The organism is Dactylosporangium sp. CA-052675 (genome assembly GCF_050947935.1).
In the GTDB taxonomy this organism is placed as follows: domain Bacteria; phylum Actinomycetota; class Actinomycetes; order Mycobacteriales; family Micromonosporaceae; genus Dactylosporangium.
Window position 1 is genome coordinate 2557468 of sequence record NZ_CP192010.1, and the last position, 24591, is coordinate 2582058.

The window sequence follows — 24591 nt, forward strand, 5'->3', positions numbered from 1 at the left end:
TCACTCCGTTCCTGGGGCGGTGGCGTCACCGAGGTAGAGGGACTCCACGGCCGCGATGCCGTCGGCCGCGTTCCCGGCGGCCGCGACGGCACCGCGCCGCAGCAGATACCAGCGGTCGGCGACCGCCAGGGCCCGGCGGGCCTGCTGCTCGACCAGCAGCACGGCCACCCCGTCGCGGTCGGCCGCCCGCCGCAGCGCGGCGAACAGGCGGTCGACCACGAGCGGCGCGAGACCGAGGGACAGCTCGTCGAGCAGCAGCGCGACCGGGTTGGTGGCCAGGGCCCGGGCCAGCGACAACATCTGCTGCTCGCCGCCGGACAGCAGCCCGGCCCGGGTCGCCAGCAGCGCTTCGAGCTCGGGGAAGAGCTCCAGGGCCCGTTCGATGCGGCCCGAGCCGAGCAGCAGGTTGTCGCGCACCGACATGCCCATGAGCACGGATCGCTCCTCGGGCACGAAGCTCATGCCCATGCGGGCGCGCACGTGGAGCGGGGCCGTCGTGGGCTCCCCGCGCCACCGCACCTCACCCCCGATCGGCGGCAGCTCGCCGGCCGCGGTGAGGATCGTCGTCGACTTGCCCGTCCCGTTGGCCCCGAGGAGCGCGACGATCTCGCCGCGCATCACCTTGAGGTCGACGTCGCGCACCACAGCCAGGTCGTCGTACCCTGCACTCAGTCCGCGCAGCTCGAGGACGGGTGCGTCCTCGGCCGCCACTGCCGCCGCGGGGTTCATCTACTTGGTGCCCAGCGGGTCGATCGCGTCGCCGTCCTGCTTCAGGGTCCCGCCCGTCGCCTCGGACACGTAGACCTTGAAGGTGGGCACGCGCGGGTAGTTCTGCACGACCGGCGGGTTCGGGATGCCGGCGTAGTCGGGCACGGTGCCCAGCACGATGGGCTTGTCCAGCTTGTCCAGCAGCCCGGTGATCGCGGCGGCCGAGACGTTGCCGCCGAGCCGCTTCACGATCTCGACGAGGAACGTGATGGAGCTCCAGGTGCCCAGGGAGCCGTTGTCGGTCACGGCCTCCGGGTGGTACTTGGCCATGTCGTCCAGGAACTGCTTGACCTGCGGGACCGAGGTGTTGGTCACCGGCACCGCGGAGGAGGTGATGAACACGTTGTCGGCGAGGTCGCCGAGCGCCTTCTGATCGGCGGGCTTGAAGATGTTCGCCAGGGTCGCGATGTTGCCCTTGAAGCCGGCCTGGCGGACCGCCCGGATGATCCGCGGCGCGTCGGTCGCGGTGGAGGCGACGGCGATGGCGTCGGGGGTCTTGGCCAGGGCCGAGGAGGCGACGGCGCTGAAGTCGGGCGCGCCGAGCGGGGCCAGAATCCGGTACGACTGGGCGCCGCCCGCCTTCGCCCCGTTGGCGATGTCGTCGGCGGCGGCGTAGGCGGCGGCCGCGTCGGCGACGATGACCGCGATGTTCTTGCCGCCCTTGTTGGCCAGCAGCCGGCCCAGGCCGACCTGCATCGACTGGGTGCCGCCGGTGATCGGGTACGACACCTTGCTCGTGCCCTCGGTGGGGCCGCCCGATCCGGCGCCGGCCAGCCACGGGATCCCGGCCGCCTCGAGCACCGGCAGCTCCGCGGGCGCCTGCGAGCTGGCCGCGCCGACGACGGCCACGACGCCGTCGCTCACGGCCTGGCGGGCACAGGCCGCGCCGGTGTTGGCGTTGTAGGCGTCGTTGCAGAACGACACCTCGATCTTCCGGCCGTCGATCCCGCCGGCGGCGTTGATGGACTGCACGTGCGCGTCGAGCCCGGCCTTGGCGTCCTTCAGGGACAGGTTCGGGCTCTCGAAGGTCCCGATCTGCATGATCTTGATCGGGCCGGTGTTGCTGGCGGCGGAGCTTGGTTGGTCCTCGCCCCGGCAACCGGCGAGGCCGGCCGCGAGCGCGAGGGTGGCTAACGGGACGAGGACATGGCGGGGGGAGGGGAGGGGCATGTCGGTCCTTTCGGAGTATCCGAGCTGTCTCCGGTGTGGAGAGGGGTGTGCAGCACGGGACCAAGTCAGCGCAGGCTCTGGATGTTCACGCCGGCGGGCAGCTCGCGCCCGGAGTCGGAGTACGCCTTGGAGATCGCCGCCTGGGCCAGTGGCTTGTAGGACGGTCGCTTCTCGGTGACGACACGGGCGGAGCGCTGGGCGGCCGCGAGCGTGCCCTGGAAGTGCGGCATGACGTAGCGGGCGAAGAGCTCGAGGCTGGTGAGCGCCTTCTCCCGGCTCGCCCAGTCGTGCGTCATGATCATGAATCCGCCGAAGCCGCCGGTCTGCTCGAGCATGCGCTCGATCGCCGCGACGGCGTCCGCGGGGGTACCGATGATGGAGCTGTCGTCGGCGATCTCGTCGGCGAGGGTGTAGTCGTTCTCCAGGCCCAGCACCGGCTTGAAGTAGTTCTCCCGCTCCTCGGTCCGGCCCCGCTCGACGTCGCGGATCGCCTGCTCGCGGTCCTCGGCGAGGTGGACCCGCACCACCATCCGCCACTCGTCGCGGCTGATGGTCGTGCCGGCGTCCTTGGCGGCCTGCTCGGCGATCTCCCACTGGGCGCGCATGTCCTTCTTGCCGCCGATGAACCCGGCGCTCAGCGACAGCACGCCGACGCCGTGCCGGCCGGCCGTGGTCACGCCCGAGGGTGAGGTGGTGCTGGCCACGGCGATCGGGACGCCCTTCGGGTTGAGCGGCAGGAAGGCCAGCTGGGCCTCGCGCAGCTCGAACCACTCGGTGGAGGCGGTGACGGTCTCGCCGTCGAGGAGCCGGATGATCACGTCCAGGGCCTCGTTCATCCGGGACCGCTGGGTCACCGGCGCGATGCCCATCATGTCGGCGTCGGAGATGAGCGCGCCCGGCCCGACGCCGAGCATCGCGCGGCCGTAGCTGAGGTGGTCCAGCAGCACGGTGCGGTCGGCGACCAGCAGCGGGTGGTGGTACGGGAGGCTGACCACGCCCGTGCCCAGCCGGATGCGCGAGGTGCGCACGGCCGCCGCCGCCAGCGCCATGAACGGGTCGGCGATCCGCTCGACGCCGGTCGAGTGGTGCTCGCCGACCCACGCCTCGTCGAATCCGAGACGGTCGGCCAGCTCGATGAGCGCCAGGTCGTGGCGCAGGGAGAGCGTCGGACTGTCGTCGTTGGCGTGGAACGGGGCGATGAACACACCGAAGGTCATGGGCGCCGGACGCGGCATGGAGATCTCCCTCATAAGCGGTCGTCGATCGAGAGCGGAGAAGGGTGACGACCGGGCGTGTGACGCCGGTCTCAAGCAAGTGAGTGCTGAATCTACTCAGAAACTCGGCCAGCGCAAGGGACTGCTGGAAACATGTTGGTCACCGTCCCGTCGCGGGCCCCTGCGGGGATATGCACGGATCTCGACGTGCTGGGCGGCGCCGGGGCGCCCGGAGGTTTACCTGAATCTATTCAGATTCGGGGTGGCATTTCCCACACGGGGGCGTTATGGTTCTCCGGCGTTCACCCGGGGAGCCCACGCGACGGAAGGCGGCGGCATGCAGGATCTGCCTGACGAGCCGGATGCGGTGCGCAGCAGGCGCCTGGAGCGGGTCGCCGCCAACCTGCGGGGCGCGGTGCGGCGCCAGGACGGGCGGGAGACGCCGGTCGGCCCCCGCGCCATGCGAACCCGCAAGAAGCTCCTCGACGTCGCCGAGCAGCTCTTCGCCCGCGACGGCTACGGCAACGTGTCCCTCGGGGACATCGCCCAGCAGTCCGGGGTGAGCCTGGGGACCGTCTACCAGTACTTCGCCGACCGCGACGACATCGTGGCGACGCTCGCCGGCGAGAGCGCCCTGCGGATGCTCAACCTCGGCGCCGACTTCTGGGACGCCGCGACCGGCCGGCTCGGCCTGCGCCGGGCGATCAGCGCCATCGTGACGACCCAGTGGGAGAACCGCGACTTCTTCAGCCTCTGGGAGACCGCCAGCCACAGCGACGCCCGGCTGGCCGAGCTGCGCCGGGAGTGGGTCGGCAACTTCCGCCACTCCTTCGCCCGGTCGCTGGCCCGCGGCATGAAGAGCGGGCACGTCCGATCGGGTCTCGACCCGGAGGAGACGGCGCGCGCCATGAGCCTCATGGTGAGCGCGTACTGCTACGACGCCTTCATCGCCGACCCGCCCGACCCGCCGCTGGACCCCGAGGGCGTGATCGACCACCTCACGACCCTGTGGGCGGACGCGATAGGGCTGCGCGAGGACCGCGAACTGCGGCCCGGCGACGGGTGAGGTCGCATCGATGGAAAGGACCGAGATGTCGCCTGAGACCGCCCGCCGCCCGCCCGGCTCGCCCGCCGATCCCGCCTGGTTCCGCCACGTCCTCGGGCAGTACCCCACCGGTGTCTGCGTCATCACCGCGCAGCCGCAGGACGGCCCGCCGATCGGCATGGTCGTCGGGTCCTTCTCCTCGGTGTCGCTGAACCCGCCGCTGATCGGGTTCTATCCGAGCGTCACCTCGGAGACCTGGCCGCACCTGCACCAGGCCGGCAACTGGTGCGTCAACATCCTCGCCGCCCACCAGTCCGACGTGTGCCGCCGGATCGCCACGGCGCCGCTCGCCCGGCGGTTCGAGGGCGTCCCCTGGCGGCCGGCGCCGTCGGGCGCCCCGATCATCGAGGGCGCGGTGGCCTGGATCGACTGCGTCCCGGTGGCCGTGCACGACGCCGGCGACCACAAGATCGCCCTGGCCGAGGTGCGGCACCTCGACACCGCGAGCACCGAGCTGCCGCTGCTGTTCTTCCGCAGCGGCTACGGCAGCTTCACGCCGCTCACGCTGACCGCCTACGACCCGGACATGAGCCTCACCCGCCCGCTGCGCCACTTCGAGCTCATCCGCTCGATCGCGCAGGAGCTGCCCGACAACGGCCTGCGGTGCCTGGTGACCGCGCCCGTGAGCGACAGCGTCGTCGTGGTCGGCCAGCTCGACCCGCCGTCCGCGTCGGCCGCGGCGCAGCCCACCACGCTGGTCGGGCAGCGGCTGCCCTTCCGGCCGCACGGCCCGTCGATCTTCGAGGCCTGGGCGCCCGCGGCGGAGCAGGAGGCGTGGGTCGCGAAGTTCGCGCCGGACTCGCAGGAGCCCGAGATCCGGGCCCTGGCCCGCATCCGCGAGCGCGGGTTCTCCATCGGCCTCGGCAGCGAGGGCCACCGCCGCTTCGCCGCGGCGCTCGAGCGGCTCGCCGCCGAACCCGGCACCGTGCCCAACGAGGAGCTCGACGCCCTGGTGGCGTCCCTCGACTACGAGCCGCCGGAGCTGTCCGACGAGGTGCTGGCGCGGGCGCGGGTGATCTCGGCGCCGGTCTTCGACGGCGCGGGGCGCCCGGTCCTGGCGCTCACGGTCTTCGGCTTCAAGGCCCGGCCGGACGTCGTGCGCGAGGCGATCGACGCCGTCACCGGATGCGCCGGGAAGGCGACGCGCTCGCTGGGGGCCTGAGCGGGCCCCCAGTTGCGCGCCCGCGCATCACCCGGCGGCGGCCTGTCGCCCGCGCATCACCCGGCCGCGGCCTGTCGCCCGCGCATCACCCGGCCGTGGCCTGTCGCCCGCGCATCACCCGGCGGCGGATGAGCACCACGGCCGCCGTCACCGCCGCGAGCGGCACCAGCAGGCACAGGCCGAGCTGCCCGAGCACCGACCATCGGGCCGGCAGTATCGAGGCCGGGGGCACCGGCCCGCCGAACGCGCCCTCGCGGATGAGGTCCTGAGCCACGTCGATCGAGCTGACGTGGGCCGGCGGATCGAGCACCACCCGCGGATCGGCGCCCGGGCGCAGGGTCAGCACCTTGACGTGCTTCGTCTGCGACCAGCCGGTCTCGTCCAGGCCGGAGGCCAGGGCGGTTTCGGCCTCGTACTGCACCACGACGAGCGCATCCCCCGCCCAGCCCAGCGCCCGCACGGCCGCACCACCGACCGTGGGCACCGCCGGCCCGCCGCGTTCGGCGCCCGTCGCGGCGTCGAGGTAGGACACGCTCCAGCGCCGCTCGGCGAGCTGGGCCGGGTCGCAGTCCTCGGCACAGCCGGTCATGGTGAGCACGGCGATCGCGCTGCCGTCCGCCGTATACGCGCCGGCCCCCGCGAGCCTCCGGGCTCCGAGGTCGTGGCTCCATCGGCGCCGGCCGGTGGCGTCGAATGCGCGCAGTTCGGTACCGCCCCCGGCGGAGAACGCCGCGACGAACGAGGCGCCGTCCGGGGCGAAGGCCGCGGCCCAGGCGGACCGGTTGACGTCCCGCGGTGTCGCGCCCTCGATCGGCAGCTCGGTGCCGGCGGCGAGGTCGACCAGGGTGAGCTGGGCCTGCTCGCCGACGCGGTGCTGGACGAGGACGGCGCCGCTGTCCGGGCGCCAGGCCGCGACCTCGTAGCAGCAGGCCGCCGGGCCGTTGCCGTAGCCGCGGCTGCGGCCGGTGCGCAGGTCGGTGACGACGAGCCACCCCGCCGGGCCGTCGTGCAGCTCGCTCTGGGCGACCAGGTTGCCGTCGGGCGAGAGGCGGGCGTCGAGGCCGGCCCGTTGCCTGCCGGTCGGGTAGCGCAGCGTCCGGTAGTCGCCGCCGCGGCCGACGACGGTGAGCTTGCCGCCCTCGGTCTCGAACGGGTCACTGCCCAGGCCGAGGCTGTCCCCGCCGAAGAGCACCGAGGCGCGGCCGGGCGGCGCGGCGTCGACCGTCGCCTGCCAGGGGTACGGCCGCTCGACGCTCGTCGGAATCACCGCCGTGGTGCCGCCGGCCGGCTGCGCACCGCCGCCGAGACCCGGCAGCGCGGCCACGCCCACCAGGCACAGCAGGGCCGTTCCGGCCGCGGCGATCCGTCCCTGGCATCCCCGCCGCCATACGTCCCCGGGCAGCCGGGCCGGTGGCATTCGGTCGCCGATCTCCGGCAGCACCTCACGCAAGGACGCGGTCACGACATCACCTTGGCAGCACCGGCACCGTTGCGCGGCCGCGGGGCCGGCAGGGCCGGCGCCGCCCGCACCGCCGGCGCGGTGGCGACCCGATCGTTGCCGTCCGGCGTGGCCGCGCTGTGGGGCGACTACCTCTTCTTCGGCATTCGCGCGCTCACCACGGCCGGCCTGCTCGCGCTGGCCGTGGCCGTGGTGCTCGGGCTGCGCCGCGGGCCGGCACCGGCCCGGGATTGAGGGTCAGCGGCTGGGCTGGCCGCTGCCGGGGCACTCGCCCGAGCCCGGGCCGGCCCCGTCGGGCTGGTGGGCGGGCGTGGGGGAGCCGGCGTTCACGTGGACGCGGGCGCCGCAGCTCGGACAGCGGCTGATGGCCTGCGTGGCCGTCGACGACATGGCGGTACACCTCCGATGAAACGGCAAAGCCGGACCCTGGTAGTAGTGCCCAGGGTCCGGCCCGCCGGAACATCTTTTCAGCCCGCGGCCAGCGCCAGCATCTGCTTGATCTGCTGCTGGCGGGACAGCTGCACCCGCTCCGCCAGCTGCTTGACCGTCACGTTCCGGCCGGTCGTGGCCAGCTGCTGGGCCAGCTCGACCGCGTTGTGCTGGTGCGCGATGAGCAGGTTGAGGAACTTCGTCTCGAAGTCGGCGCCGGTCGCGTCCTGCAGCGCCTGGATCTCCTCCGGCCCGGTCGCCGGCCGCCCGCCGTGGGCCGCGTGCAGGGCAGGGTCGGAGACCTCGGTCTGCGGCACGTTCCACGCCTGCAGCCACCGCTGCATGGTGCGGACCTCCTCGGCCTCGACGACGTCGATGGCGCCGGCGAGGTCGACGACCTCCTCGCGCACGCCCTTGCGCTGGCCCAGCTTCAGCATCTGCCGGCCCTGCTGCTGATGGGCGATCATCATCTGCAGGAACATCACGTCGAAGTCGTTGTGCGGGCCGGCCGCGGTGACCGCGTCCGCCTCCGCGATGCCCTGGCCGGCCTCCAGCGGGGGCACGGGCGCGGGCTTCGAGCCGCAGGCGGTCACCGCGAACAGCAGCAGGACCGCGATCAGCAGGCGCTTCACACCGGCAGCCAGAGGGCGAGGGTGTAGATCGGCTCCCACGTGTAGATCGAGCGGTGGGACTGGCGGCACTGATACCGCTTGCCGTTGTACGTCACCACGTCGCCGACGTGATACAGCGTGTCCGGCGCCCAGTCGGAGGTGCCGCCGGTCGGGGCCGCGGTCCTCGTCGGCGTCGCGGTCTTCGTGGGCGTCGCGCTCTTCGTCGGGGCCGGCGTCGCGGTCCTCGTCGGCGCCGGGTTCGCGGTCTTCGTGGGCGTCGGCGTCGAGCCGCCCCCGATCTGCACGTCGATGCAGTTGTAGAAGGCGTTGGCCGTGTCCGCGATGTTCCAGATCGCCAGGATCTTCTGCCGGCCGCTGAATCCGGCCAGGCTGACCTGCTGCGACACCGTGGCGTTGGGCTGCCTGCCGCCGTCGTCGAACTGGGCGATCTGCTTGTCGCCGATGAAGTACTGCCACGTGCTCGTCGCATGCCGGGCGGTGAGCACCCAGTTGAACGTGACCGAGGTGCCCACGGCGGTCGCCGGCCAGTTGCGGCTGTCGTCGCTGAGCACCGAGAAGCGCGCGTTGCCGCCGTCGCAGCTGCGCAGCCCCTTCGGCCCCTCGACGCTCTGCGGCTCGTACTGGATCGCGCCGCAGTCGGACACCTTGCCCTGCGCGCACAACGCCTGCCGGCTCGGCGGCGAGGACACATATCCGTGGGCCGAGGCCGGCTCGGCGTAGAGCAGCGTCCCGGCGGCGGCGGCACCGAGGGCGACCAGCGGGTACAGCACCGTTCTGCGCATTGTCGAACACCATTTCTCTCGGGTGCGCAAAACGTATCCGAGCTGCGCTTAAGGACGCCTCGTACGATTTGCAAATCCCGCCTAACGCCCTTTTATGCTGTCGTTAATCGGGACCGGGCTGGCATGATCGCGACCATGTCGCTGACCACCGTGCTGCGCGCCGCGCAGGTCGCCCGGGTCCTGGCCGCCAGCTGCGTCGGACGGCTGCCGCTGGGCGCGGCCCCGGTGGCCCTGCTGCTGTACGCGCGCGAGAGCCTCTCCATCGGCGCCGCCGGCCTGCTCGTGGGCGTCTACACCGCCGGCCTGGCCGTCGGCGGCCCCGTCCTGGCGCGCATCGCGGACCGGTTCCGCCAGCCGCCGGTCATGCTCGCCGGCGCCGCCGTGTCGACGCTGGGCTTCGTCGTGCTGGTCCAGGGGGTACCGCTCTGGGCGGCGCTGATCGCCGTGCTCCTCGCGGGCCTGGGCGCCCCGCCGTTCGAGGCCGGCCTGCGGGTGCTCTGGCGGAGCCTGCTCGACGAGGAGCAGGTCCCCACCGCGTACACCCTCGACATCGCCGTGCAGGAGCTCATCTTCATCTTCGGCCCGCTCGTCGCCGGCGTGGCGGTGGCCCTCGGCGGCGGTACGGCCGGCGTGCTGGCCACCGCCGCGCTCCAGCTGCTGGGCACCGTCTGGTTCGTGACCACCCCGGCCGTGCGCACCTGGCGCGGCGAGCGCGCGGAGCGGCACTGGGCGGGCGCCCTGCGCTCGGGCCCGCTGCGGCTGCTGCTGACCGCGGTGGTCCTCATCGGCGCGGGCGTGGGCTCGCTGCCGGTGGCGATGCTGGACTACGCCGAGTCGGTCGGGCACCGTTCGTTCTCCAGCTGGCTGCTGGCCGCGCAGGCCTTCGGCGCGCTCATCGGCGGCCTGGTGAACACCCGCGTGCGGGTGGACGCGCGCCGGCTGCCGCTGCTGGGCGCCCTGCTCGGCCTCGGCTACGTGCCGCTGCTGCTGACCCCGTCCCCGGCGGCGCTCATGGTGCCGCTCGCCGTGCTGTGCGGGCTGTTCCTGCCGCCGCTGCTGGCCGGGGCGTTCCTGACCGTGGACCGCATCGCCCCGGCGGGCACGGCCGCGGAGGCCTTCGCCTGGGTGGCCACCGCCTTCTCGGTCGGGGCCGCGGCCGGCGCGGCCGTCGACGGCGCCATCCTGGACGCGGTGACCTCGACGCGCGCGGGCTTCATCCTCTCGCCCGTGGTGATCCTGCTGGCCGTGCCCTGGCTCCGCCCGGTCGCCCGCCACGCGCCTGGCGGGTTTGTCCAAGACGGGGCCGGGGCCGGTGCGAGAGGTTGAGGGCATGGACAAGCACCAGCTGATCGTCGCGGCCGCCCCCGTCATGCTCGACCTCCTCGGGCGGATCACGCCGGAGGATCTCGACCGGCCGACGCCGTGCGGGGAGTGGGACGTGCGCGCGCTGCGGGCGCACCTGCTCGAGTGGGGGCCGCCGCTGGAAGGGGCGGCGCGCAAGGAGGCGGTGCCGCCCGGCCACGGTGACGGGGACGTGCGCGCGCAGGTCGAGCGGCTCGCGGCGGCCTGGGGCCGGCCGGAGGCGTGGACGGGCGGCACGGTCATGGCCACGGTCGAGCTGCCCGCGGATCTCGTCGGCGGGATGGTGCTCGGCGAGTTCGTGCTGCACGGGTGGGACCTGGCGCGGGCGCTCGGCGTGCCGATCGCGTTCGGCGACGACGTGCTCGAGGCCATGTACGCCGAGGTCGCCCGCTCCGCCGGGCAGGGCCGGGCGATGGGTGTCTACGGGCCCGAGGTCCCGGTCGCCGGCGACGCGCCGTGGTTCGCGCGCGTGCTCGGCCTCAGCGGTCGCGACCCGAACTGGAAGAGCGGCGGGCCCGAGTAGCGGGTTCGACGCCGCTGAAAGTCTCCACCACGGAGCAGGCGTCGCTCAGCGGGTCGTGGGCGTCGATGTTCACGGCCACGGCCCGCAGCATCTCGCGGAAGCGGCCGCGGTCCTCGTCGGGCAGGGCGCCCAGCACCCGATCCTCGACGTGGCGCAGCTTGCGCTGCAGGCCGCACAGGGCCGCGCGGCCCGCCTCGGTGGCCAGGACGCGCCGGGCGCGCCGGTCGGCCGGGTCCGGCTTGCGCTCGATCAGGCCGGCCTTCTCGAGGTCGTCGAGCAGGTAGGTCATGACGGTCCGGTCGATGCCCAGCTTGTTGGCCAGGGCGAGCTGGGTGCAGGCCGCCCCGTCGACGGCGGAGGTCAGGACCTGGTATCCGCGCGGCCCGCCGGGCACGTCGGCGATCACCGACTGGGCGCCCTTCGCGTAGCCGCGCAGCAGCACGCCCAGCGCCCAGCCGAGGTCCGCCTGGAGCTCGACGTGCGAATCAGCCGGGTGCGTCATGTCAGCAATGATAAGCAGGTCACGCACTCTTGCCACCAGATGTTCTGTGGAGCAGACTTTCTCCCGTACAGCAGAACTTCAGGGAGGTACCGCATCATGCATCTCTTCCGTCTTGACGCGAGCATCCGCGCGACCGGATCCGTGAGCCGCGCGCTCGCCGACACCGCCGAGCAGGCCTGGCTCGCCGAGCACCCCGGCGCCACCGTGACCCGCCGCGACATCGGGCTCGAGCCGCTGCCGGCCGACCTGTGGGCCCGCAACGCGCTGGCGGCGCAGAAGTCCCCGGAGGCGATCGAGCTGGTCGACCGGCTCAGCGCCGAGCTGCTCGACGCGGACGCGTACGTGTTCGCGGTGCCGCTCTACAACTGGGGCGTGCCGGCGAGCTTCAAGACCTGGATCGACCTGGTCCTGGTCAACCAGCGCTTCGGCGGCAACGGCGACCGCCCCCTCGCCGGGCGCCCGGCGGTGCTCGCGATGAGCCGCGGCGGCGGCTACGGGCCGGGCACGCCGAAGGAGGGCTGGGACCACAACGGCCCCTACGTGCGGCGCGTCCTCGCCGAGGTGCTGCACCTCGACGTGCACGTGGCCGAGGCGGAGCTGACGCTCGCCGACGTCAACCCGGCGATGGAGCCGCTGCGCGGGCTGGCCGCCGAGCTGCTGAAGACCGGCCACGAGGACGCGGCCGAGCACGGCCGGCGCATCGCCGCGCTGGTCCGGGCCTAGGGCGGGGCGCTGGTCCGGGCGTAGGCCGGGGCGCTGGGCCCGGCGTAGGCCGGGGCGTCGGCGCTCAGCCGCCGAGCGGCGGCAGGTTCTGGGTCAGCTCGATGGCCGTGTGCACCAGCGACTGCAGCCGCGCCGTGAGCGCGAGCAGGAGCTGGTGCGCGGCCGGCCCGGCGTGGACGGCGGCCTCGCGCAGCGTCTCGATGTCGCCCTGCACCTGGCTGAGCTGCCCGGTGAGGTCGCCCGCGCCGCGCTCGAGCGCGTCGGCCATGTCGGCCAGGCTCACGCCGTTGGCCTCCAGCGCCTTGATGGCCGCGATGCGCTCGATGCAGGAGGCGTCGTAGAGGCGGAAGTTGCCGGCCGTCCGCTCGGCCGACTCGATCAGGCCGAGCCCGGTGTAGAAGTCGACCGTGCGGGTCGACACGCCGGCCTGGTTCGCGAGTTCCCCGATCCGCAGCAGCTTTGACACGATCCAACCCTACAGTGCCGCGTGTTAGTGTGCCCGCCATGGTCTTCCGGAGCCTGCGCCGCGCCGCGCTGGGCGTGGGCGGCCCGGCCGTCGATACGGTACTCGATGATCCTGTGTGCCGCCCGGGGGAGTCACTCGCCGGAGCCGTGCACCTCACCGGCGGCGAGCGCGACGCCGAGATCGAGCGCATCGTGCTGACCCTGGTGACCCGGGACGGCTCCGGCACCCGTGAGCTGGGCCGTCACGAGCCGGCCGGGGAGTTCCGGTTGCGGGCGGGGCAGGCCCGGGCCGTACCGGTGACGCTGGCTCTCGGGCTGGACACGCCGATCACGCACGTGTACGGCGAACGGGTCCCCGGCCTGGCCGTCGGGGTGCGCACCGAGCTCGGGGTCGCCTTCGCCCACGACCCCGGCGACCTGGACTTCGTGGCCGTGCACCCGCTCCCGGCCGAGGCCGCGGCCCTCGAGGCGCTGCGTGCGCTCGGGTTCCGGCTCAACTCGGCCGACGCGTCGCAGGTGTTCGAGTTCTGGGTGGCGCCGCAGTACCAGGCGATCGCGACCGAAGTTGCTGTCGGCTTCACGACGGGAGCCGAATTCGTCGAGCTGGTGCTGGCCGGGACCGCCCGCACGCGGCGCGACCGGGGCGAACAGGTCGACTGGGCGGCCGAGGTCGACCGGCTGATGCGGCAGATCGGGCAGATCTGACGATAGACCTCCACCTGACCGGCCCAGGATGCCGATCGCCCGGCACGGTACCGTTAGGCGCACAGGGGTTGACAGCCGTTGACTACGGACTCGGGAGGCGGGGCATGCGAGAGCTCGTCGTGGTGGGTGTGCGTGCGCAGACCTGGCAGAGCCGTCCCGTGGTCCTGCTCAAGGACGAAGCCACGGGCCGGCACCTGCAGCTGCCCGTCGAGGGCGGTCCGCGCAGCATGGACGAGCCGATCAGCGCGGAGCTGTTCCAGCGCGCGCTGATGGCGTTGAACGCGCCGCTGCGGGCGATCGAGGTGGTGGCCGCGCACGGGCCGTTCCAGCTGGTGCTGGGGCAGGGCATCCGGGTGCCGGCGGCGCCGCTCGAGGCGATCGCGCTGGCCCGGCACTGGGGCGTGCCGATCCTGACCACCGAGGAGCTGCTCAACACGGCCTCGGTCCAGGCGCCCGAGGGCCCGACCCAGCCGCTGGACCTGACCGCGCACATGGAGAAGCTGCCCTCGGGCCGCGCCACGCTGCTGATCCGCAAGGGCGCCGAGGCCGGGGCGGAGTTCGCCCTCGACGGCGACGTGGTGCGCTGCGGCCGCGACTCGGCCAACCAGATCGTGCTCGACGACAACACGGTGTCGCGCAAGCACGTCGAGTTCCACCGCAACAGCGGCGGCCTCGGCTACTCGATGCTCGACCTGGGCAGCCTCAACGGCACCTACGTCAACGGCGAGCGGGTCAAGAGCGCCAACCTCAACGACGGCGACGAGGTCCAGGTCGGCAAGTTCATGCTCATGTACCAGCTGCGGTAGCGCTCACCAGCTCGACGGCTCGAAGTCCTTGAGGAAGCAGCCGTAGAGGTCCTCGCCGCGCTCGCCGCGCACGATCGGGTCGTAGACCCGCGCGGCCCCGTCGGCGAGGTCCAGCGGCGCGTGGAAGCCCTCCTCGTGCAGCCGCATCTTCTGCGGGTGCGGCCGCTCGTCGGTGATCCACCCGGTGTCGACGGCCGTCATGAGGATGCCGTCGCCGAGCATCTCCTCGGCGCTCGTGCGGGTGAGCATGTTCAGCGCGGCCTTGGCCATGTTGGTGTGCGGGTGCCCGGGCCCCTTGTACCGGCGGCTGAACTGCCCCTCCATGGCGGAGACGTTCACGACGTACTTGCGCCGCGCGGCCGCCGCCTTGAGCGCCGGCCGCAGCCGCGAGACCAGGATGAACGGCGCGGTGACGTTGCACAGCTGCACCTCGAGCAGCTCGAGCGGGTCGACCTCCTCGACCGTCTGCACCCAGCTGTTGGACGCGGCCAGGTCCGGCACCAGCCCGCCCGCGTCGATGGCGGTGAGCGCCGCGATCTTCTCCGGGGTCGTGTTCCGGCTGGTCAGCGCGAGCGCGGTGAGCGCGTCCGGCGGGATGAGGGCGCCCGCCCGCCCGGATTCGAGCACCAGCTCCGTGTCGGTCTTGTGGAACGTCACCACATCGGGCATCGGGCCGTCGAGCATCAGCGGCGAGGACTCGGCCGCGACCAGGTGCGAGTAGGAGCCGGCGGTCCGCTTCACCGTCTGCGCCGCGTTGTTGATGAGGATGTCCAGCGGCCCCTGCGCGGCCACGTCGTCGGCGAGCGCGACGACCTGGGCCGGGTCCCGCAGGTCGATGCCGACGATCCGCAACCGGTGCAGCCAGTCCGCGCTGTCCGGCATGGCCGCGAAGCGCCGCACGGCGTCGTTGGGGAACCGCGTGGTGATCGTCGTGTGCGCCCCGTCGCGCAGCAGCCGCAGCGCGATGTACATGCCGATCTTGGCCCGTCCGCCCGTGAGCAGGGCGCGCCGCCCGCGCAGGTCCGCGCGCTGGTCGCGCCGCTCGCGGTTGAGCTTGGCGCACGGCGGGCAGAGCTGGTGGTAGAACGCGTCGACGTCGACGTAGCGCGTCTTGCACGTGTAGCAGGAGCGCGCGCGCTTCAGCCGCCCCGCGGTGGCCCCGATGGTCGGCGACACCAGCGCGATGCCCGCCGTCTCGTCGTCGATCCGCCCCGGCGCCCCGGTCGCGGTCGCCGCGGTGACGAGCCGGTCGTTCTCGGTGACGGCGGCCCGCCGCTCACTGCGGCGCTGCCGCTTGACGTGCTTGTAGAGGTGCGAGGTGGCCCGCCGCACGAGCAGCACGTCGGGGTGCTCGGGCGGCAGCTCGGCCAGCTCGTCGAAGACGGCGAGGCAGATGGCCAGGCGCTCGGGGTCGATGCCGGGGCCGAAGTCGGCTTCTTCGCGGGGGTCGTGCGGGGTCACGACGGGAACTGTACGCAACGCCCCCGCCACCACACCAAACAGAAACGGGTCCGGGTGGCGCCGTTGCCCCCCGGACCCGCTGCTCCGCGGCGTCCGTCGTCCCCCGTGTGCGCTGTCCTGCACCCTCGGCGGTTCCGCGTTGTTCTCGTGACGGGGTTCAGTAAAGCCCACCACCGCCGACAAATCCGACATATCCGCATAATGCGGCCCACGTTCCTTCTTTGGGGCTTCATGGCTCGGGCCCGCGTCACCTGCGGACCGTCGCTCCCGCCAGCGATCCCGGCGTCCGCGGGGCAAGACCGCACCAGGTGCGGGTGCCGGCGCAATGTGCCGGATGCGCGACCGCCGCGAGCCGGCCGGAGCCGCCGCGGGGCTCGCGGGGCTGATCTGCCGCCGGGAATCCCGGCGTCCGCGGTGACAAGACCGGACCGGGTAGCGGGTGCTGGCACAATGTGCCGGATGCGTGACCGCCGCGAGCCGGCCGGAGCTGCCGCGGGGCTCGCGGAGCTGATCGCCCGCCAGGAATCCCGGCGCCCGCGGTGACAAGACCGGACCGGGTAGCGGGTGCTGGCACAATGTGCCGGATGCGCGACCGCCGCGAGCTGGCCGGAGCCTGGGCGTCCTTCCAGTCCCACGGCTTCGCACCCCGGGCCGCCGGGCTCGCGGCGCTGATCTCCCACTACTGGTGGGCCCGCTGGGACCTGCGCGACCAGCCGGACTACACCCAGCTCATGGTCCCGCGGCCCAGCGTCCAGCTGACCTTCTCCAGTACCGGCCCGCCCATGGTCCGCGGCGTGGCCAGGGGCCGCGTGACGAGAGTCCTGTCGGGCCGCGCGGCGGTGGTGGGCGTGGCCTTCCGCCCGGGCGTCTTCCGCCGCTACCTCAACGCCCCGGTGGACACGATCACCGACCGTGCCCTGCCGGCCGAGGCGGTGTTCGCCGACCTCCCGCCCCTGGACCTGACGACCCTGACCACGGAGGCGGAGCCGGCACCCCCGGTGGACGCCCTGAACCACTACCTGCTGACCAACCGCCCGCAGCCGGACCCACCCGGCGACGAGGCCGCCGAGCGGGTGGAGGAGATCGCCGGCTCGCCCGACCTGCGCCGGGTCGACCACCTGACGGCGCGCTGGGCGGTGAGCGAACGGCACCTGCAGCGGCTCTTCGCCGAGCATGTGGGCGTGAGCCCGAAGTGGGTGCTGCGCCGCTTCCGCTTGCACGAGGTGACGGAGCGGATGGCGGCGCGGACCCCGATCGACTGGGCGACACTGGCCGCGGACCTGGGCTACGCGGACCAGGCCCACCTGACGCGCGACTTCACGAACATGTTCGGCGAGCCCCCGACGTCCTACGCCGCCCGCTACTGACTCGCCTGCTGTTTCCTGCCGCGTTTTCGTGTGCGCCCCTTTGCCGGTGCGCTCGGACCCTGCTCACGCCGCCCTCTTTCCCGTGTGCCCGAACCTGCTCGCGCCGTCCTGTCCGGCGCTCGGCCTCGTGCTCCGTATCCCGGGCCGTCGTTCACGCACTCCGCAGCTCAGGCTCGGGTTCCCTCGTGTCCGCTGCTCGACCGGCGTGTTCCTTCAGTGCTCGGGTCCCTTGGGTGCCCGTGTTCCTTCAGTGCTCGGGTCCCTCGGGTCCCTTGGGTGCCCGGGTCCCTTGGGTGCCCGGGTCCCTTAGGTGCTCGGGTCCCTTGTGTGCCGTGTTCCTTAGGTGCCCGTGTTCCTTAGGTGCCCGTGTTCCTTGGGTGCTCGGGCTCGCTTGATCCATCCGGCGCTCCGCGCCGGATTTATACCCCGACAGGTGAAAAATCGGTCACGTGGCATTCACGGAGCAGGGGATTCGAGCGGCGAGCAGTGGCCGGGCGGTGACTTGGGGTGGGTTGACGGCAGCGCGTAGGGTGGCGGGCGATGTCTGTCCAGCGAGTGAGTACGCGGGCGCGCCATCGGACCGGCCCGGCCCGCGCGGCCCTCGCCGGTGCGGCCCTGCTCGCGGTGGCCCTGGGCGCGACCGCCTGCGGCGACGACCCGGCCCCCACGAGCCAGGCGCCGGCGGCGCAGCAGTCGCCCGGCCGCCAGGTGCAGAGCGCGCCCCCCTCGGGCAACGGCGCCGGGCTGGGGGCGAACGCGAGCAGCGAGGCGCCCAAGGGAACCACGAAGCACGTGTTCCCGCTGCAGGGCAAGGGCTCCTACTCGCACGACCACCACGACTACCCGGCGAGCGACATCATCGCGAACTGCGGCCTGAACGCCCTCTCGCCCGTGGACGGTACCGTCCTGGAGGTCACCAAGGTCGACACCTGGACCGCCAAGGCGAACGAGGGCTCCTCCCGCGGCGGCCTGTCCGTGTCGATCCTGGGCAACGACGGCGCCCGCTACTACATGTCGCACTTCGCGTCCATCGACAACGGCATCGAGGCGGGCACGGTGGTGCAGGCCGGCCAGCCGGTGGCCAAGGTGGGCCGCACCGGCGACGCGAGCGCCTGCCACATCCACTTCGGCCTGTCCCCGGCGTGTGCGAAGACCGGCGACTGGTGGACGCGCCGCGGGGTGATCTGGCCGTGGTCCTACCTGGATGCTTGGAAGGCCGGCAAGGAGAAGTCGCCGGTCGCCGAGCTCGAGGCGTGGCAGCAGCAGAACGGCTGCCCGGCCAAGGCCACCGCCGACCCGTAAACCGGCACCGCGACCTGCCGGGGTCCGCCTCACGCCGTTGGCGCGTTATGCCGGCTGGTAGGCGCACCGGGTGGTTGACCGCTGGCTGGGCGCAAGGTGGCGACCGCGCGACCGGGGCCGAGTGCGCGGGCGATGGCGTTCGCGTGGGCGACGGCGAGGACGCGGGCGACGGCGAGCAGGCGGGCGACGGCGAGCAGGCGGGCGACGGCGAGCAGGCGGGCGACGGCGAGCAGGCGGGCGACGGCGAGCAGGCGGGCGACGGCGGTCGCGCGGGTGACGGCGGGAACGCGGGTGCGCGGGCGGCGGCGGGTGCGCGGGCGGCGGCGGGTGCGCGGGCGCTGGTCAAGCCGGGCGCGGTCGTGGGGCGGCGGCTCGTGGGTGGCGGGCTCAGCCGTGCTCGAGGCAGAAGGGATGGCCGGCCGGGTCGCTGTAGACCCGGAAGCCTTCCTCCTTGGACGAGAGCAGCTGGGCGCCCATGCGCAGGACCTTGGACTCCGCGGCGTCGATGTCGTCGACCCAGATGTCCAGGTGGAGCTGCTGCGGGTAGTTCGGGTCCGGCCACTGCGGCGGGATGTGATTCGGGGCGTGCTGGAAGCTTATCCGGCTGGCGCCGTCGCCGATGTCGATCCAGTCGCCGTCGACCTTGGTGATGGGCAGGTCGAGCAGTTCCGAGTAGAACCGGGCTAGGGCATGCGGGTCCGAGGCGTCCAGCACGACTGACGAGAGTCTCGCAATCATCTCCCCATCGTGCCCCATAGGTATGACAAATAACCCGATGTCGCCCGAGTAGGGGGACCGCGGGTTCCCGGGGAGAACGTGCGAGACGCGGGGGTGCAGAACGCCGAGGCCGAAGGAGGGCCGCGGGACCGCAAACCCCCGACGCCGAAGGCGCACATAACCCGACGCCGACGGCGCACATAACCCCGACGCCGAAGGCGCGCATAGCCCCGTCGGCCGAAGGCGCGCAAACCCCCGACGCCGAAGGCGCGCATGACCCCGTCGGCCGAAGGCGCGCATAGCCCCGGCGGCCGAAAGCGCACGAACCCTCATGCCGAAGGTGTACGACCCCGGTGTCGGGGCGAACGTCGTGTGGGGGAGGAGTGGTTACTGGGCCGTGGGCTGGGACTGGATCGCCGTGATGGCCACCGTGTTCACGATGTCCTTCACCGTCGCGCCCCTTGACAGGTCGTTCACCGGTTTGCGCAGGCCCTGCATGACCGGTCCGACCGCCACGGCGTTCGCCGAGCGCTGGACCGCCTTGTACGTGTTGTTGCCCGTGTTCAGGTCCGGGAACACGAAGACCGTCGCCTGGCCGGCCACCGGGCTGCCGGGCAGCTTCGTCGCGGCCACCGCGGGGTCGATCGCCGCGTCGTACTGGATCGGCCCCTCCACCGGCAGATCCGGCCGCCGGGCGCGGACGATGGCCGTGGCCTGCGCGACCTTCGTGACGTCGGCGCCCGCGCCGGAGGTGCCCGTGGAGTACGACAGCATGGCCACGCGCGGCGTGACACCGAAGCGGGCGGCGGTGTCGGCCGAGGACAGGGCGATGTCCGCGAGCTGTTCCGCGTCCGGGTCGGGGTTCACCGCGCAGTCGCCGTAGACCAGGACGCGGTCGGGCAGCAGCATGAAGAAGACGCTCGAGGCGACGCTCAGGCCCGGGACGGTCTTGATGATCTCGAAGGCGGGGCGGATCGTGGCGGCGGTGGTGTGGGTCGCGCCCGACACCATGCCGTCGGCGTGACCGAGCTGGACCATGAGCGTGCCGAAGTACGACACGTCGGCCACCACGTCGTGGGCCAGGTCGAACGTGACGCCCTTGTGGGCGCGCAGGTCGCGGTAGGCCGCGGCGAACTCCTCGCGCAGCGGGCTCGTCACCGGGTCGACCAGCGTGGCGCCGCCGAGGTCGAGGCTCAGGTCGCGCGCCCTGGCCCGGATCACCGCCGGGTCGCCGAGCAGGGTCAGGTCCGCGACGCCGCGGCGCAGCAGGATGTCCGCGGCGCGCAGGATCCGCTCCTCGGTCCCCTCGGGCAGCACGAGGCGGCGGCGGTCGGCGCGGGCGCGGTCGATGAGGTCGTACTCGAACATGAGCGGCGTCACCCGGGCCGAAGCCGTCAGCTCCAGCACGCCGGCCAGCGCCGCGGTGTCCACATTGGACTCGAAGGCGCCCAGGGCCGCCTCGACCTTGCGCGGGTTGGCCGCGCTCAGGCGGTGCTCCATGCGCGTGGACGACGCGATGGTGTCGTAGCTGGCCTTCGGCACCGACAGGACCGCGAGCCCGGGGTTGAGCCGCTCGAAGAGGGCCAGGGCCGCGGGGTCGGGCGCGATGCCGAGCGTGAGCACGATCCCGGCCAGCGGCACCAGGCCCGACGCGTGCGCGGCGCCCGCGGCCACGAGCAGGTCCGCGCGGTCCCCGGGCGTGATGAGCAGGCAGTCCGGCGTCAGATGGCTCAGTACGGTGGGCACCTGCGCGGCCCCCACGACGTAGTCGAGCACGTCGCGCCCGAGCGCCGTGTCCCGTTCGCCGCCGGCCGTCACCACGCTCGCGCCGAGCTGGGCGGCGACCTCGGCCACGGTGGGCGCGCCGATCGTGGGCACGTCCGGGATCACGAAGCACGGCACCGGCAGCTCGGGCGCGGCCACGGCCTCGGGGGTGCGGTTGAGCACCACGGCGGCGACGGTCGCGTCGAGGTCGGCCAGCGCGTGGTAGGCCTGGCGGGCCATCGAGTCCAGTGTGGACCCGTCGGCGCCGGTACCGTTGACGACGGACACCACGACCGCGCCGAACTCGTTGGCCAGGCGCGCGTTGAACGCGAGGTCGTCGTCGATGTCGGTGCCGATGACCACGACCGCCTCGTGCTGCTGGGAGACCAGGCGGAATTGCTCGACGACCTGCCCGACGAGCTCCTCGGCGCGCCCGGCCGCGAGCATCGCCGACGCCTCCGCGTAGGTCACCCCGTAGAGGCGGTCATCCCCGATGTTGTACCGCGAGCGCAGCAACTCCAGCAGAACGTCCTGCGACTCGGGGGCGACGGGCCGGAACACGCCGATCCGCGGCACCTTGCGGGACAGCAGTTCGGCGAGTCCGAGGGCCACGGCCGACTTGCCGGAGTCGGGTCCGTGCTCGACGAGGTACACGATGCGGGCCACGGCGTTAGTCTGCCTGGCATGATCCTCGTGCTCAACAGCGGCTCGTCGTCGGTGAAGTTTCGTGTCGTGGATCTCGCCGATCCCGGGGCGGGGGAGCGGGGCCTGGTCGAGCGGATCGGGGAGCCCGGCGGGGTGCCGGACCACGCGGCCGCCCTCGGCCAGGTGCTCGACGGGCTCGGCGACGCCGAGATCGAGGCGGTCGGCCATCGGATCGTGCACGGCGGCTCCCGCTTCAACGCGCCCGCGGTCGTCGACGACGACGTGCTCGAGGTGCTGCGCGCGCTCGTACCGCTGGCCCCCCTGCACAACCCCGGCGGCATCACGGGCATCGAGGCGGCCCGCGAGAAGCTGCCGGCCGTGCCGCACGTGGCCGTGTTCGACACCGCCTTCCACGCGACCATCCCGCCCGCCGCGTCCACGTACGCCATCGATCGCGACCTCGCCGCGCGGTACGACATCCGGCGTTTCGGTTTTCACGGCACCTCGTGCGGCTATGTCGCCGGGCGCGCCGCGGCCCTGCTCGAACGGCCGCTGGAGGACCTCAACCTCATCGTGCTGCACCTGGGCAACGGGGCGAGCGCCACGGCGGTGCGCGGCGGCCGCAGCGTCGACACGTCGATGGGCCTGACCCCGCTGGAGGGCCTGGTCATGGGTACCCGCTCCGGCGACCTCGACCCGGCCGTGCCCGCCTACCTCAACCGCGTCGCGGGGATGGACTTCGCCGCGGTCGACGACACCCTGCAGCGCCACGCCGGACTCCTCGGCCTGGCCGGCGTGAACGACATGCGCACCGTCCTGCAGCGCCGCGAAGCCGGTGACCCGGCCGCTTCCCTCGCCTTCGACGTGTACTGCCACCGCATCCGCAAGTACGTCGGCGCCTTCCACGCCGTGCTGGGCCGCCTCGACGCGATCGTGTTCACCGCGGGGGTCGGCGAGCACGCCCCGGCGGTGCGCGCGGCCGCCCTGAGCGGCCTGGACCCGTGGGGCATCGCCGTGGACGAGTCCCGCAACGCCGCGAACGAGCGCATCATCAGCCCCGACGGGTCGCGGGTCGCGGTGTGCGTGGTCCCGACGGACGAGGAGCACGCGATCGCCGAGCAGACGGCCGCCCTCGTGCTGTGAGGGCCGCGCGGGCGGAGGGAGTTTCCGCAGGTTTTGCGGGGGTGCGGGTAGAGCGGAGCTCCCCCGCCGCGAGCGGAGCGAGCCAGGACACTCAGCCGATCGGGGTCCACGTCGGGTACTTCGCCGCGCGGCCGTCGCCCGAGGAGCGGCCCCGCAGGCGGCGGGTCACCCAGGGCAGGACGTGCTCGCGGTAGTACCGGGCCTCGGCCAGCAGGCCCTTCGCCGGGGCCGGGCCGGGGTCGATGCGGTGCGCCGTGGTCGCGTGGCCCAGCGCCGTCAGGACCAGCCCCGCGACCCGCCGGTGCCCGGCCGCGTTGAGGTGCAGGCGGTCGGCGGACCAGTACGGGGCGCGGCGGATCTCCTCGTCGCCGAAGACGTTCACGAACAGCGCGTCGTAGCGCTCCGTCAGCTCGCGGACCGCCGCGGACAGGATGGTGCCCTTGCGGCGGATCACCTTGCCGAAGGGCAGGTGCTCCGAGGGGTCCGCGCCGCTGAGCAGGAGCATCCGCACGCCCGCCTCCGAGGTGCGGCGCACCGCCGTCTCCGTCAGCTCCAGCAGGCGGTCCATGTCGGTGCCGCGGCGCATCATGTCGTTGCCGCCGCCGTTGAGCGACAGCATCGTCGGTGCCGGGTCGAGGCCGAGCGCGACGTCCAGCTGCTCGTCCAGGATCGGCCCCAGCAGGCGGCCGCGGATGGCGAGGTTCGCGTACTGCACCGTCTCCCCGGTCGCCTCGGCGATCCCGGCGGCGACCAGGTCCGCCCAGCCGCGGGGGACACCGTCCGCCCGCTCGTCCCCCATGCCCTCGGTGAAACTGTCGCCGATCGCCACGTACCTCACCCGGCCATCATGCCCGAGCGCCGCGCGGCCAGGGCGCGGGCCTGGTTGTCGCGTCCGTCACGCACCCGGCGGCGCAGCGGCTCCGCGGGGCCGGCGCACACCCGTGCTCCCCGGGCCGCGGTCCGGCGCCGCACCGGGCCGGGCCGGGCCGGTGGGAATCCAATGTGGACGGTCGCGGGCGCGCCGGCGCGGGAGGCTGCCAGCGCCCGCGACCGCATCACCGCCATCCGCGGGGATGGCTGGCCGCGCGCGGGCCGCTGCCGCGCACCTCGCCGCCGGCCGCCTCGGCGAAGATGCCGGCCAGGGCCTCGAAGTCGTCGCGGATGAGCCCGGCGGTGATCCGCACGTGGTCGCTGTCCTGGTGGCTCACCTCGAACGGGGCCCCGGGCGCCACCGCGATCCCGTGCGCGGCGAGGGTGAGCAGCGCGACCTGCTGGTTCGCGACCGCCATCCAGACGTTGATGCCGTCGGCGCCGGTGGCCGTGACCCCGCGCGCGTCGAGCGCGTCGAGCAGGGCGGCGCGGCGGCGGGCGTACTCGTCGCGGGCCCGCGCCACCTGCCGTACCGTCGCCGGATTGGTGAGCAGGTCCAGCAGCACGGCCTGCAGCAGCCGCGACGACCAGCCGGGCCCGAGCAGCCGGCGATCGGTGACCGCGGTGACGACCGACGCCGGCCCGCCGATCGCGGCCAGGCGCAGGTCCGGGCCGTGGCTCTTGGAGAAGCTGACCACGTGCACGGTCCGGTCCGGCAGCCGACGGCCCAGGCTCACCGGCGGGGCGGTCGCGATCGCCCCGGCGTGGTCGTCCTCGATCACGGTGACGCCGGGGTGGCGGGCCAGGATGCGGGCGAGCTTGTCGGCGCGGGCCGTGGTCATGCCGGCGCCGGTCGGGTTGTGCGCGCGCGGCTGCAGGAACAGCGCGACGGGCTCGCAGCCGGCCAGCGCCGCGCCGAGCGCGTCGGGCCGCAGGCCGTGCTGGTCGATGCCGACCCCGACGACCGTCGCGCCGACCCTCTCCAGCAGGTCCAGCGTGGGCGGGAACGCCGGGTCCTCGACGAGCACGTGGTCGCCGAAGCGGACCACCACGCCGGTGATGCGGTCCAGGGCGTCCATCGCGCCGTCGACCACGGTGAGCTGCTCGGGCGGGAACGGCCAGCGCTCGCGCAGCACCTCCTCCAGGCCCGGCAGCACCGCGCCGTCGAGGTAGGAGGTGGTCAGCCGCGCGTCGCCGATGCGCTTGAGCGCCTCGGTGAGGCTCGGCAGCAGGTCGTAGTCCGGGATGCCGGTCGAGTAGTCGCGCAGCAGGCCGCCGCGCAGCTCGCTCACGCGGGCGCCGAGCTGGGCGTAGCGCAGCCGCTGCCGCGGCACCGACGGGCCGGCCACGAACGTGCCCGAGCGGCCCCGGGTCTGGATGGCGCCCGCGCGGGCCAGGCTGCGCCACGCCTCGCTGACCGTGGTCGGGCTGATCCCGAGCTCCCGGGCGACGTCGCGCACGGTCGGCAGGCGGGTGCCGGCGGGCAGGGTTCCGGCGGTCACGAGACGGCTGACG

Annotated in this window: 25 protein-coding genes; 11 read left to right on the forward strand and 14 right to left on the reverse strand. The window is 73.4% G+C overall.

Features of this window, described 5'->3' with window-relative positions; all coding sequences use genetic code 11:
• The 3 genes from ACQP1P_RS11575 to ACQP1P_RS11585 form a co-directional block, all read right to left on the reverse strand.
• Positions 1 to 729, reverse strand: a complete 729-nt coding sequence (locus ACQP1P_RS11575; protein WP_433085821.1) for an ABC transporter ATP-binding protein — start codon at positions 727 to 729, stop codon at positions 1 to 3.
• Entirely contained in the window at positions 730 to 1938 is a 1209-nt protein-coding gene (locus ACQP1P_RS11580; protein WP_433085823.1) for an ABC transporter substrate-binding protein, read from the reverse strand.
• A 65-nt stretch (positions 1939 to 2003) separates the two neighbouring features.
• Positions 2004 to 3173 (reverse strand): LLM class flavin-dependent oxidoreductase, encoded by a 1170-nt coding sequence (locus tag ACQP1P_RS11585; RefSeq protein WP_433085825.1) that lies wholly within the window; start codon positions 3171 to 3173, stop codon positions 2004 to 2006.
• Between the two features lie 316 nt (positions 3174 to 3489).
• Here ACQP1P_RS11585 and ACQP1P_RS11590 point away from each other — a divergent pair, with 316 nt between their 5' ends.
• Positions 3490 to 4218, forward strand: coding sequence for a TetR/AcrR family transcriptional regulator (locus ACQP1P_RS11590; protein WP_433085827.1), 729 nt, complete (start codon positions 3490 to 3492; stop codon positions 4216 to 4218).
• A 25-nt stretch (positions 4219 to 4243) separates the two neighbouring features.
• Positions 4244 to 5419 (forward strand): flavin reductase, encoded by a 1176-nt coding sequence (locus ACQP1P_RS11595; RefSeq protein ID WP_433085829.1) that lies wholly within the window; start codon positions 4244 to 4246, stop codon positions 5417 to 5419.
• An 85-nt stretch (positions 5420 to 5504) separates the two neighbouring features.
• Here the strand turns inward: ACQP1P_RS11595 and ACQP1P_RS11600 are convergent, their stop codons facing one another.
• On the reverse strand, positions 5505 to 6881 hold the full coding sequence (locus ACQP1P_RS11600; protein WP_433085831.1) for a hypothetical protein: 1377 nt from the start codon (positions 6879 to 6881) through the stop codon (positions 5505 to 5507).
• Between the two features lie 9 nt (positions 6882 to 6890).
• Between ACQP1P_RS11600 and ACQP1P_RS11605 the strand changes: the two genes are divergently transcribed.
• Positions 6891 to 7112, forward strand: a complete 222-nt coding sequence (locus ACQP1P_RS11605; RefSeq protein WP_433085833.1) for a hypothetical protein — start codon at positions 6891 to 6893, stop codon at positions 7110 to 7112.
• Between the two features lie 3 nt (positions 7113 to 7115).
• Here ACQP1P_RS11605 and ACQP1P_RS11610 read toward each other — a convergent pair whose 3' ends face one another.
• The 3 genes from ACQP1P_RS11610 to ACQP1P_RS11620 form a co-directional block, all read right to left on the reverse strand.
• Positions 7116 to 7268 (reverse strand): hypothetical protein, encoded by a 153-nt coding sequence (locus ACQP1P_RS11610; RefSeq protein WP_433085835.1) that lies wholly within the window; start codon positions 7266 to 7268, stop codon positions 7116 to 7118.
• A 77-nt stretch (positions 7269 to 7345) separates the two neighbouring features.
• Entirely contained in the window at positions 7346 to 7939 is a 594-nt protein-coding gene (locus tag ACQP1P_RS11615; protein WP_433085837.1) for a DUF305 domain-containing protein, read from the reverse strand.
• Positions 7936 to 8721, reverse strand: coding sequence for a lytic polysaccharide monooxygenase (locus ACQP1P_RS11620; protein ID WP_433085839.1), 786 nt, complete (start codon positions 8719 to 8721; stop codon positions 7936 to 7938). The genes ACQP1P_RS11615 and ACQP1P_RS11620 overlap by 4 nt, the downstream gene beginning before the upstream one ends.
• 135 nt (positions 8722 to 8856) lie before the next feature.
• On the opposite strand from ACQP1P_RS11620, the gene ACQP1P_RS11625 reads away from it, so the two are divergent.
• Together ACQP1P_RS11625 and ACQP1P_RS11630 are read left to right on the forward strand one after the other, a co-directional pair.
• Positions 8857 to 10047, forward strand: coding sequence for an MFS transporter (locus ACQP1P_RS11625; protein WP_433085841.1), 1191 nt, complete (start codon positions 8857 to 8859; stop codon positions 10045 to 10047).
• A gap of 4 nt (positions 10048 to 10051) precedes the next feature.
• Positions 10052 to 10606, forward strand: coding sequence for a TIGR03086 family metal-binding protein (locus ACQP1P_RS11630; protein ID WP_433085843.1), 555 nt, complete (start codon positions 10052 to 10054; stop codon positions 10604 to 10606).
• Here the strand turns inward: ACQP1P_RS11630 and ACQP1P_RS11635 are convergent.
• The gene (locus ACQP1P_RS11635; RefSeq protein WP_433085845.1) at positions 10563 to 11108 is read right to left on the reverse strand and encodes a MarR family winged helix-turn-helix transcriptional regulator; all 546 of its coding nucleotides are present in this window, start codon (positions 11106 to 11108) and stop codon (positions 10563 to 10565) included. The genes ACQP1P_RS11630 and ACQP1P_RS11635 overlap by 44 nt on opposite strands.
• A gap of 96 nt (positions 11109 to 11204) precedes the next feature.
• On the opposite strand from ACQP1P_RS11635, the gene ACQP1P_RS11640 reads away from it, so the two are divergent.
• Positions 11205 to 11831 carry an FMN-dependent NADH-azoreductase gene (locus tag ACQP1P_RS11640; protein WP_433085847.1) on the forward strand — a complete coding sequence of 209 codons (627 nt, stop codon included), beginning with the start codon at positions 11205 to 11207 and terminating at the stop codon, positions 11829 to 11831.
• Positions 11832 to 11895: 64 nt separating this feature from the next.
• Here ACQP1P_RS11640 and ACQP1P_RS11645 read toward each other — a convergent pair whose 3' ends face one another.
• Positions 11896 to 12297, reverse strand: coding sequence for a MerR family transcriptional regulator (locus tag ACQP1P_RS11645; protein WP_433085848.1), 402 nt, complete (start codon positions 12295 to 12297; stop codon positions 11896 to 11898).
• 38 nt (positions 12298 to 12335) lie between these two features.
• Here ACQP1P_RS11645 and ACQP1P_RS11650 point away from each other — a divergent pair, with 38 nt between their 5' ends.
• Both ACQP1P_RS11650 and ACQP1P_RS11655 read left to right on the forward strand, forming a co-directional pair.
• A complete protein-coding gene (locus ACQP1P_RS11650; protein WP_433085850.1) occupies positions 12336 to 13001 on the forward strand; it encodes a sporulation protein in 666 nt (221 codons plus the stop codon).
• A 104-nt stretch (positions 13002 to 13105) separates the two neighbouring features.
• Positions 13106 to 13807: a bifunctional nuclease domain-containing protein gene (locus ACQP1P_RS11655; RefSeq protein WP_433085852.1), complete on the forward strand. Its 702-nt coding sequence runs from the start codon at positions 13106 to 13108 to the stop codon at positions 13805 to 13807.
• Positions 13808 to 13810: 3 nt separating this feature from the next.
• Here the strand turns inward: ACQP1P_RS11655 and ACQP1P_RS11660 are convergent, their stop codons facing one another.
• Entirely contained in the window at positions 13811 to 15268 is a 1458-nt protein-coding gene (locus ACQP1P_RS11660; protein ID WP_433085854.1) for an SDR family NAD(P)-dependent oxidoreductase, read from the reverse strand.
• Positions 15269 to 15852: 584 nt separating this feature from the next.
• On the opposite strand from ACQP1P_RS11660, the gene ACQP1P_RS11665 reads away from it, so the two are divergent.
• Together ACQP1P_RS11665 and ACQP1P_RS11670 are read left to right on the forward strand one after the other, a co-directional pair.
• Positions 15853 to 16635 (forward strand): helix-turn-helix domain-containing protein, encoded by a 783-nt coding sequence (locus tag ACQP1P_RS11665; protein ID WP_433085856.1) that lies wholly within the window; start codon positions 15853 to 15855, stop codon positions 16633 to 16635.
• 540 nt (positions 16636 to 17175) lie between these two features.
• Positions 17176 to 17937 carry a M23 family metallopeptidase gene (locus tag ACQP1P_RS11670; protein WP_433085858.1) on the forward strand — a complete coding sequence of 254 codons (762 nt, stop codon included), beginning with the start codon at positions 17176 to 17178 and terminating at the stop codon, positions 17935 to 17937.
• Positions 17938 to 18324: 387 nt separating this feature from the next.
• On the opposite strand, the gene ACQP1P_RS11675 is transcribed toward ACQP1P_RS11670, so the two are convergent.
• Both ACQP1P_RS11675 and pta read right to left on the reverse strand, forming a co-directional pair.
• A complete protein-coding gene (locus ACQP1P_RS11675; RefSeq protein WP_433085860.1) occupies positions 18325 to 18675 on the reverse strand; it encodes a VOC family protein in 351 nt (116 codons plus the stop codon).
• 366 nt (positions 18676 to 19041) lie between these two features.
• Positions 19042 to 21084, reverse strand: a complete 2043-nt coding sequence (gene pta / locus ACQP1P_RS11680; RefSeq protein WP_433085862.1) for a phosphate acetyltransferase — start codon at positions 21082 to 21084, stop codon at positions 19042 to 19044.
• A gap of 18 nt (positions 21085 to 21102) precedes the next feature.
• Here pta and ACQP1P_RS11685 point away from each other — a divergent pair, with 18 nt between their 5' ends.
• Positions 21103 to 22206, forward strand: a complete 1104-nt coding sequence (locus ACQP1P_RS11685; protein WP_433085864.1) for an acetate/propionate family kinase — start codon at positions 21103 to 21105, stop codon at positions 22204 to 22206.
• A gap of 91 nt (positions 22207 to 22297) precedes the next feature.
• Here ACQP1P_RS11685 and ACQP1P_RS11690 read toward each other — a convergent pair whose 3' ends face one another.
• Together ACQP1P_RS11690 and ACQP1P_RS11695 are read right to left on the reverse strand one after the other, a co-directional pair.
• On the reverse strand, positions 22298 to 23044 hold the full coding sequence (locus ACQP1P_RS11690) for an SGNH/GDSL hydrolase family protein (RefSeq protein ID WP_433085866.1): 747 nt from the start codon (positions 23042 to 23044) through the stop codon (positions 22298 to 22300).
• A 217-nt stretch (positions 23045 to 23261) separates the two neighbouring features.
• Positions 23262 to 24578, reverse strand: coding sequence for an aminotransferase class I/II-fold pyridoxal phosphate-dependent enzyme (locus ACQP1P_RS11695; RefSeq protein ID WP_433085868.1), 1317 nt, complete (start codon positions 24576 to 24578; stop codon positions 23262 to 23264).
• Positions 24579 to 24591: the final 13 nt, after the last annotated feature.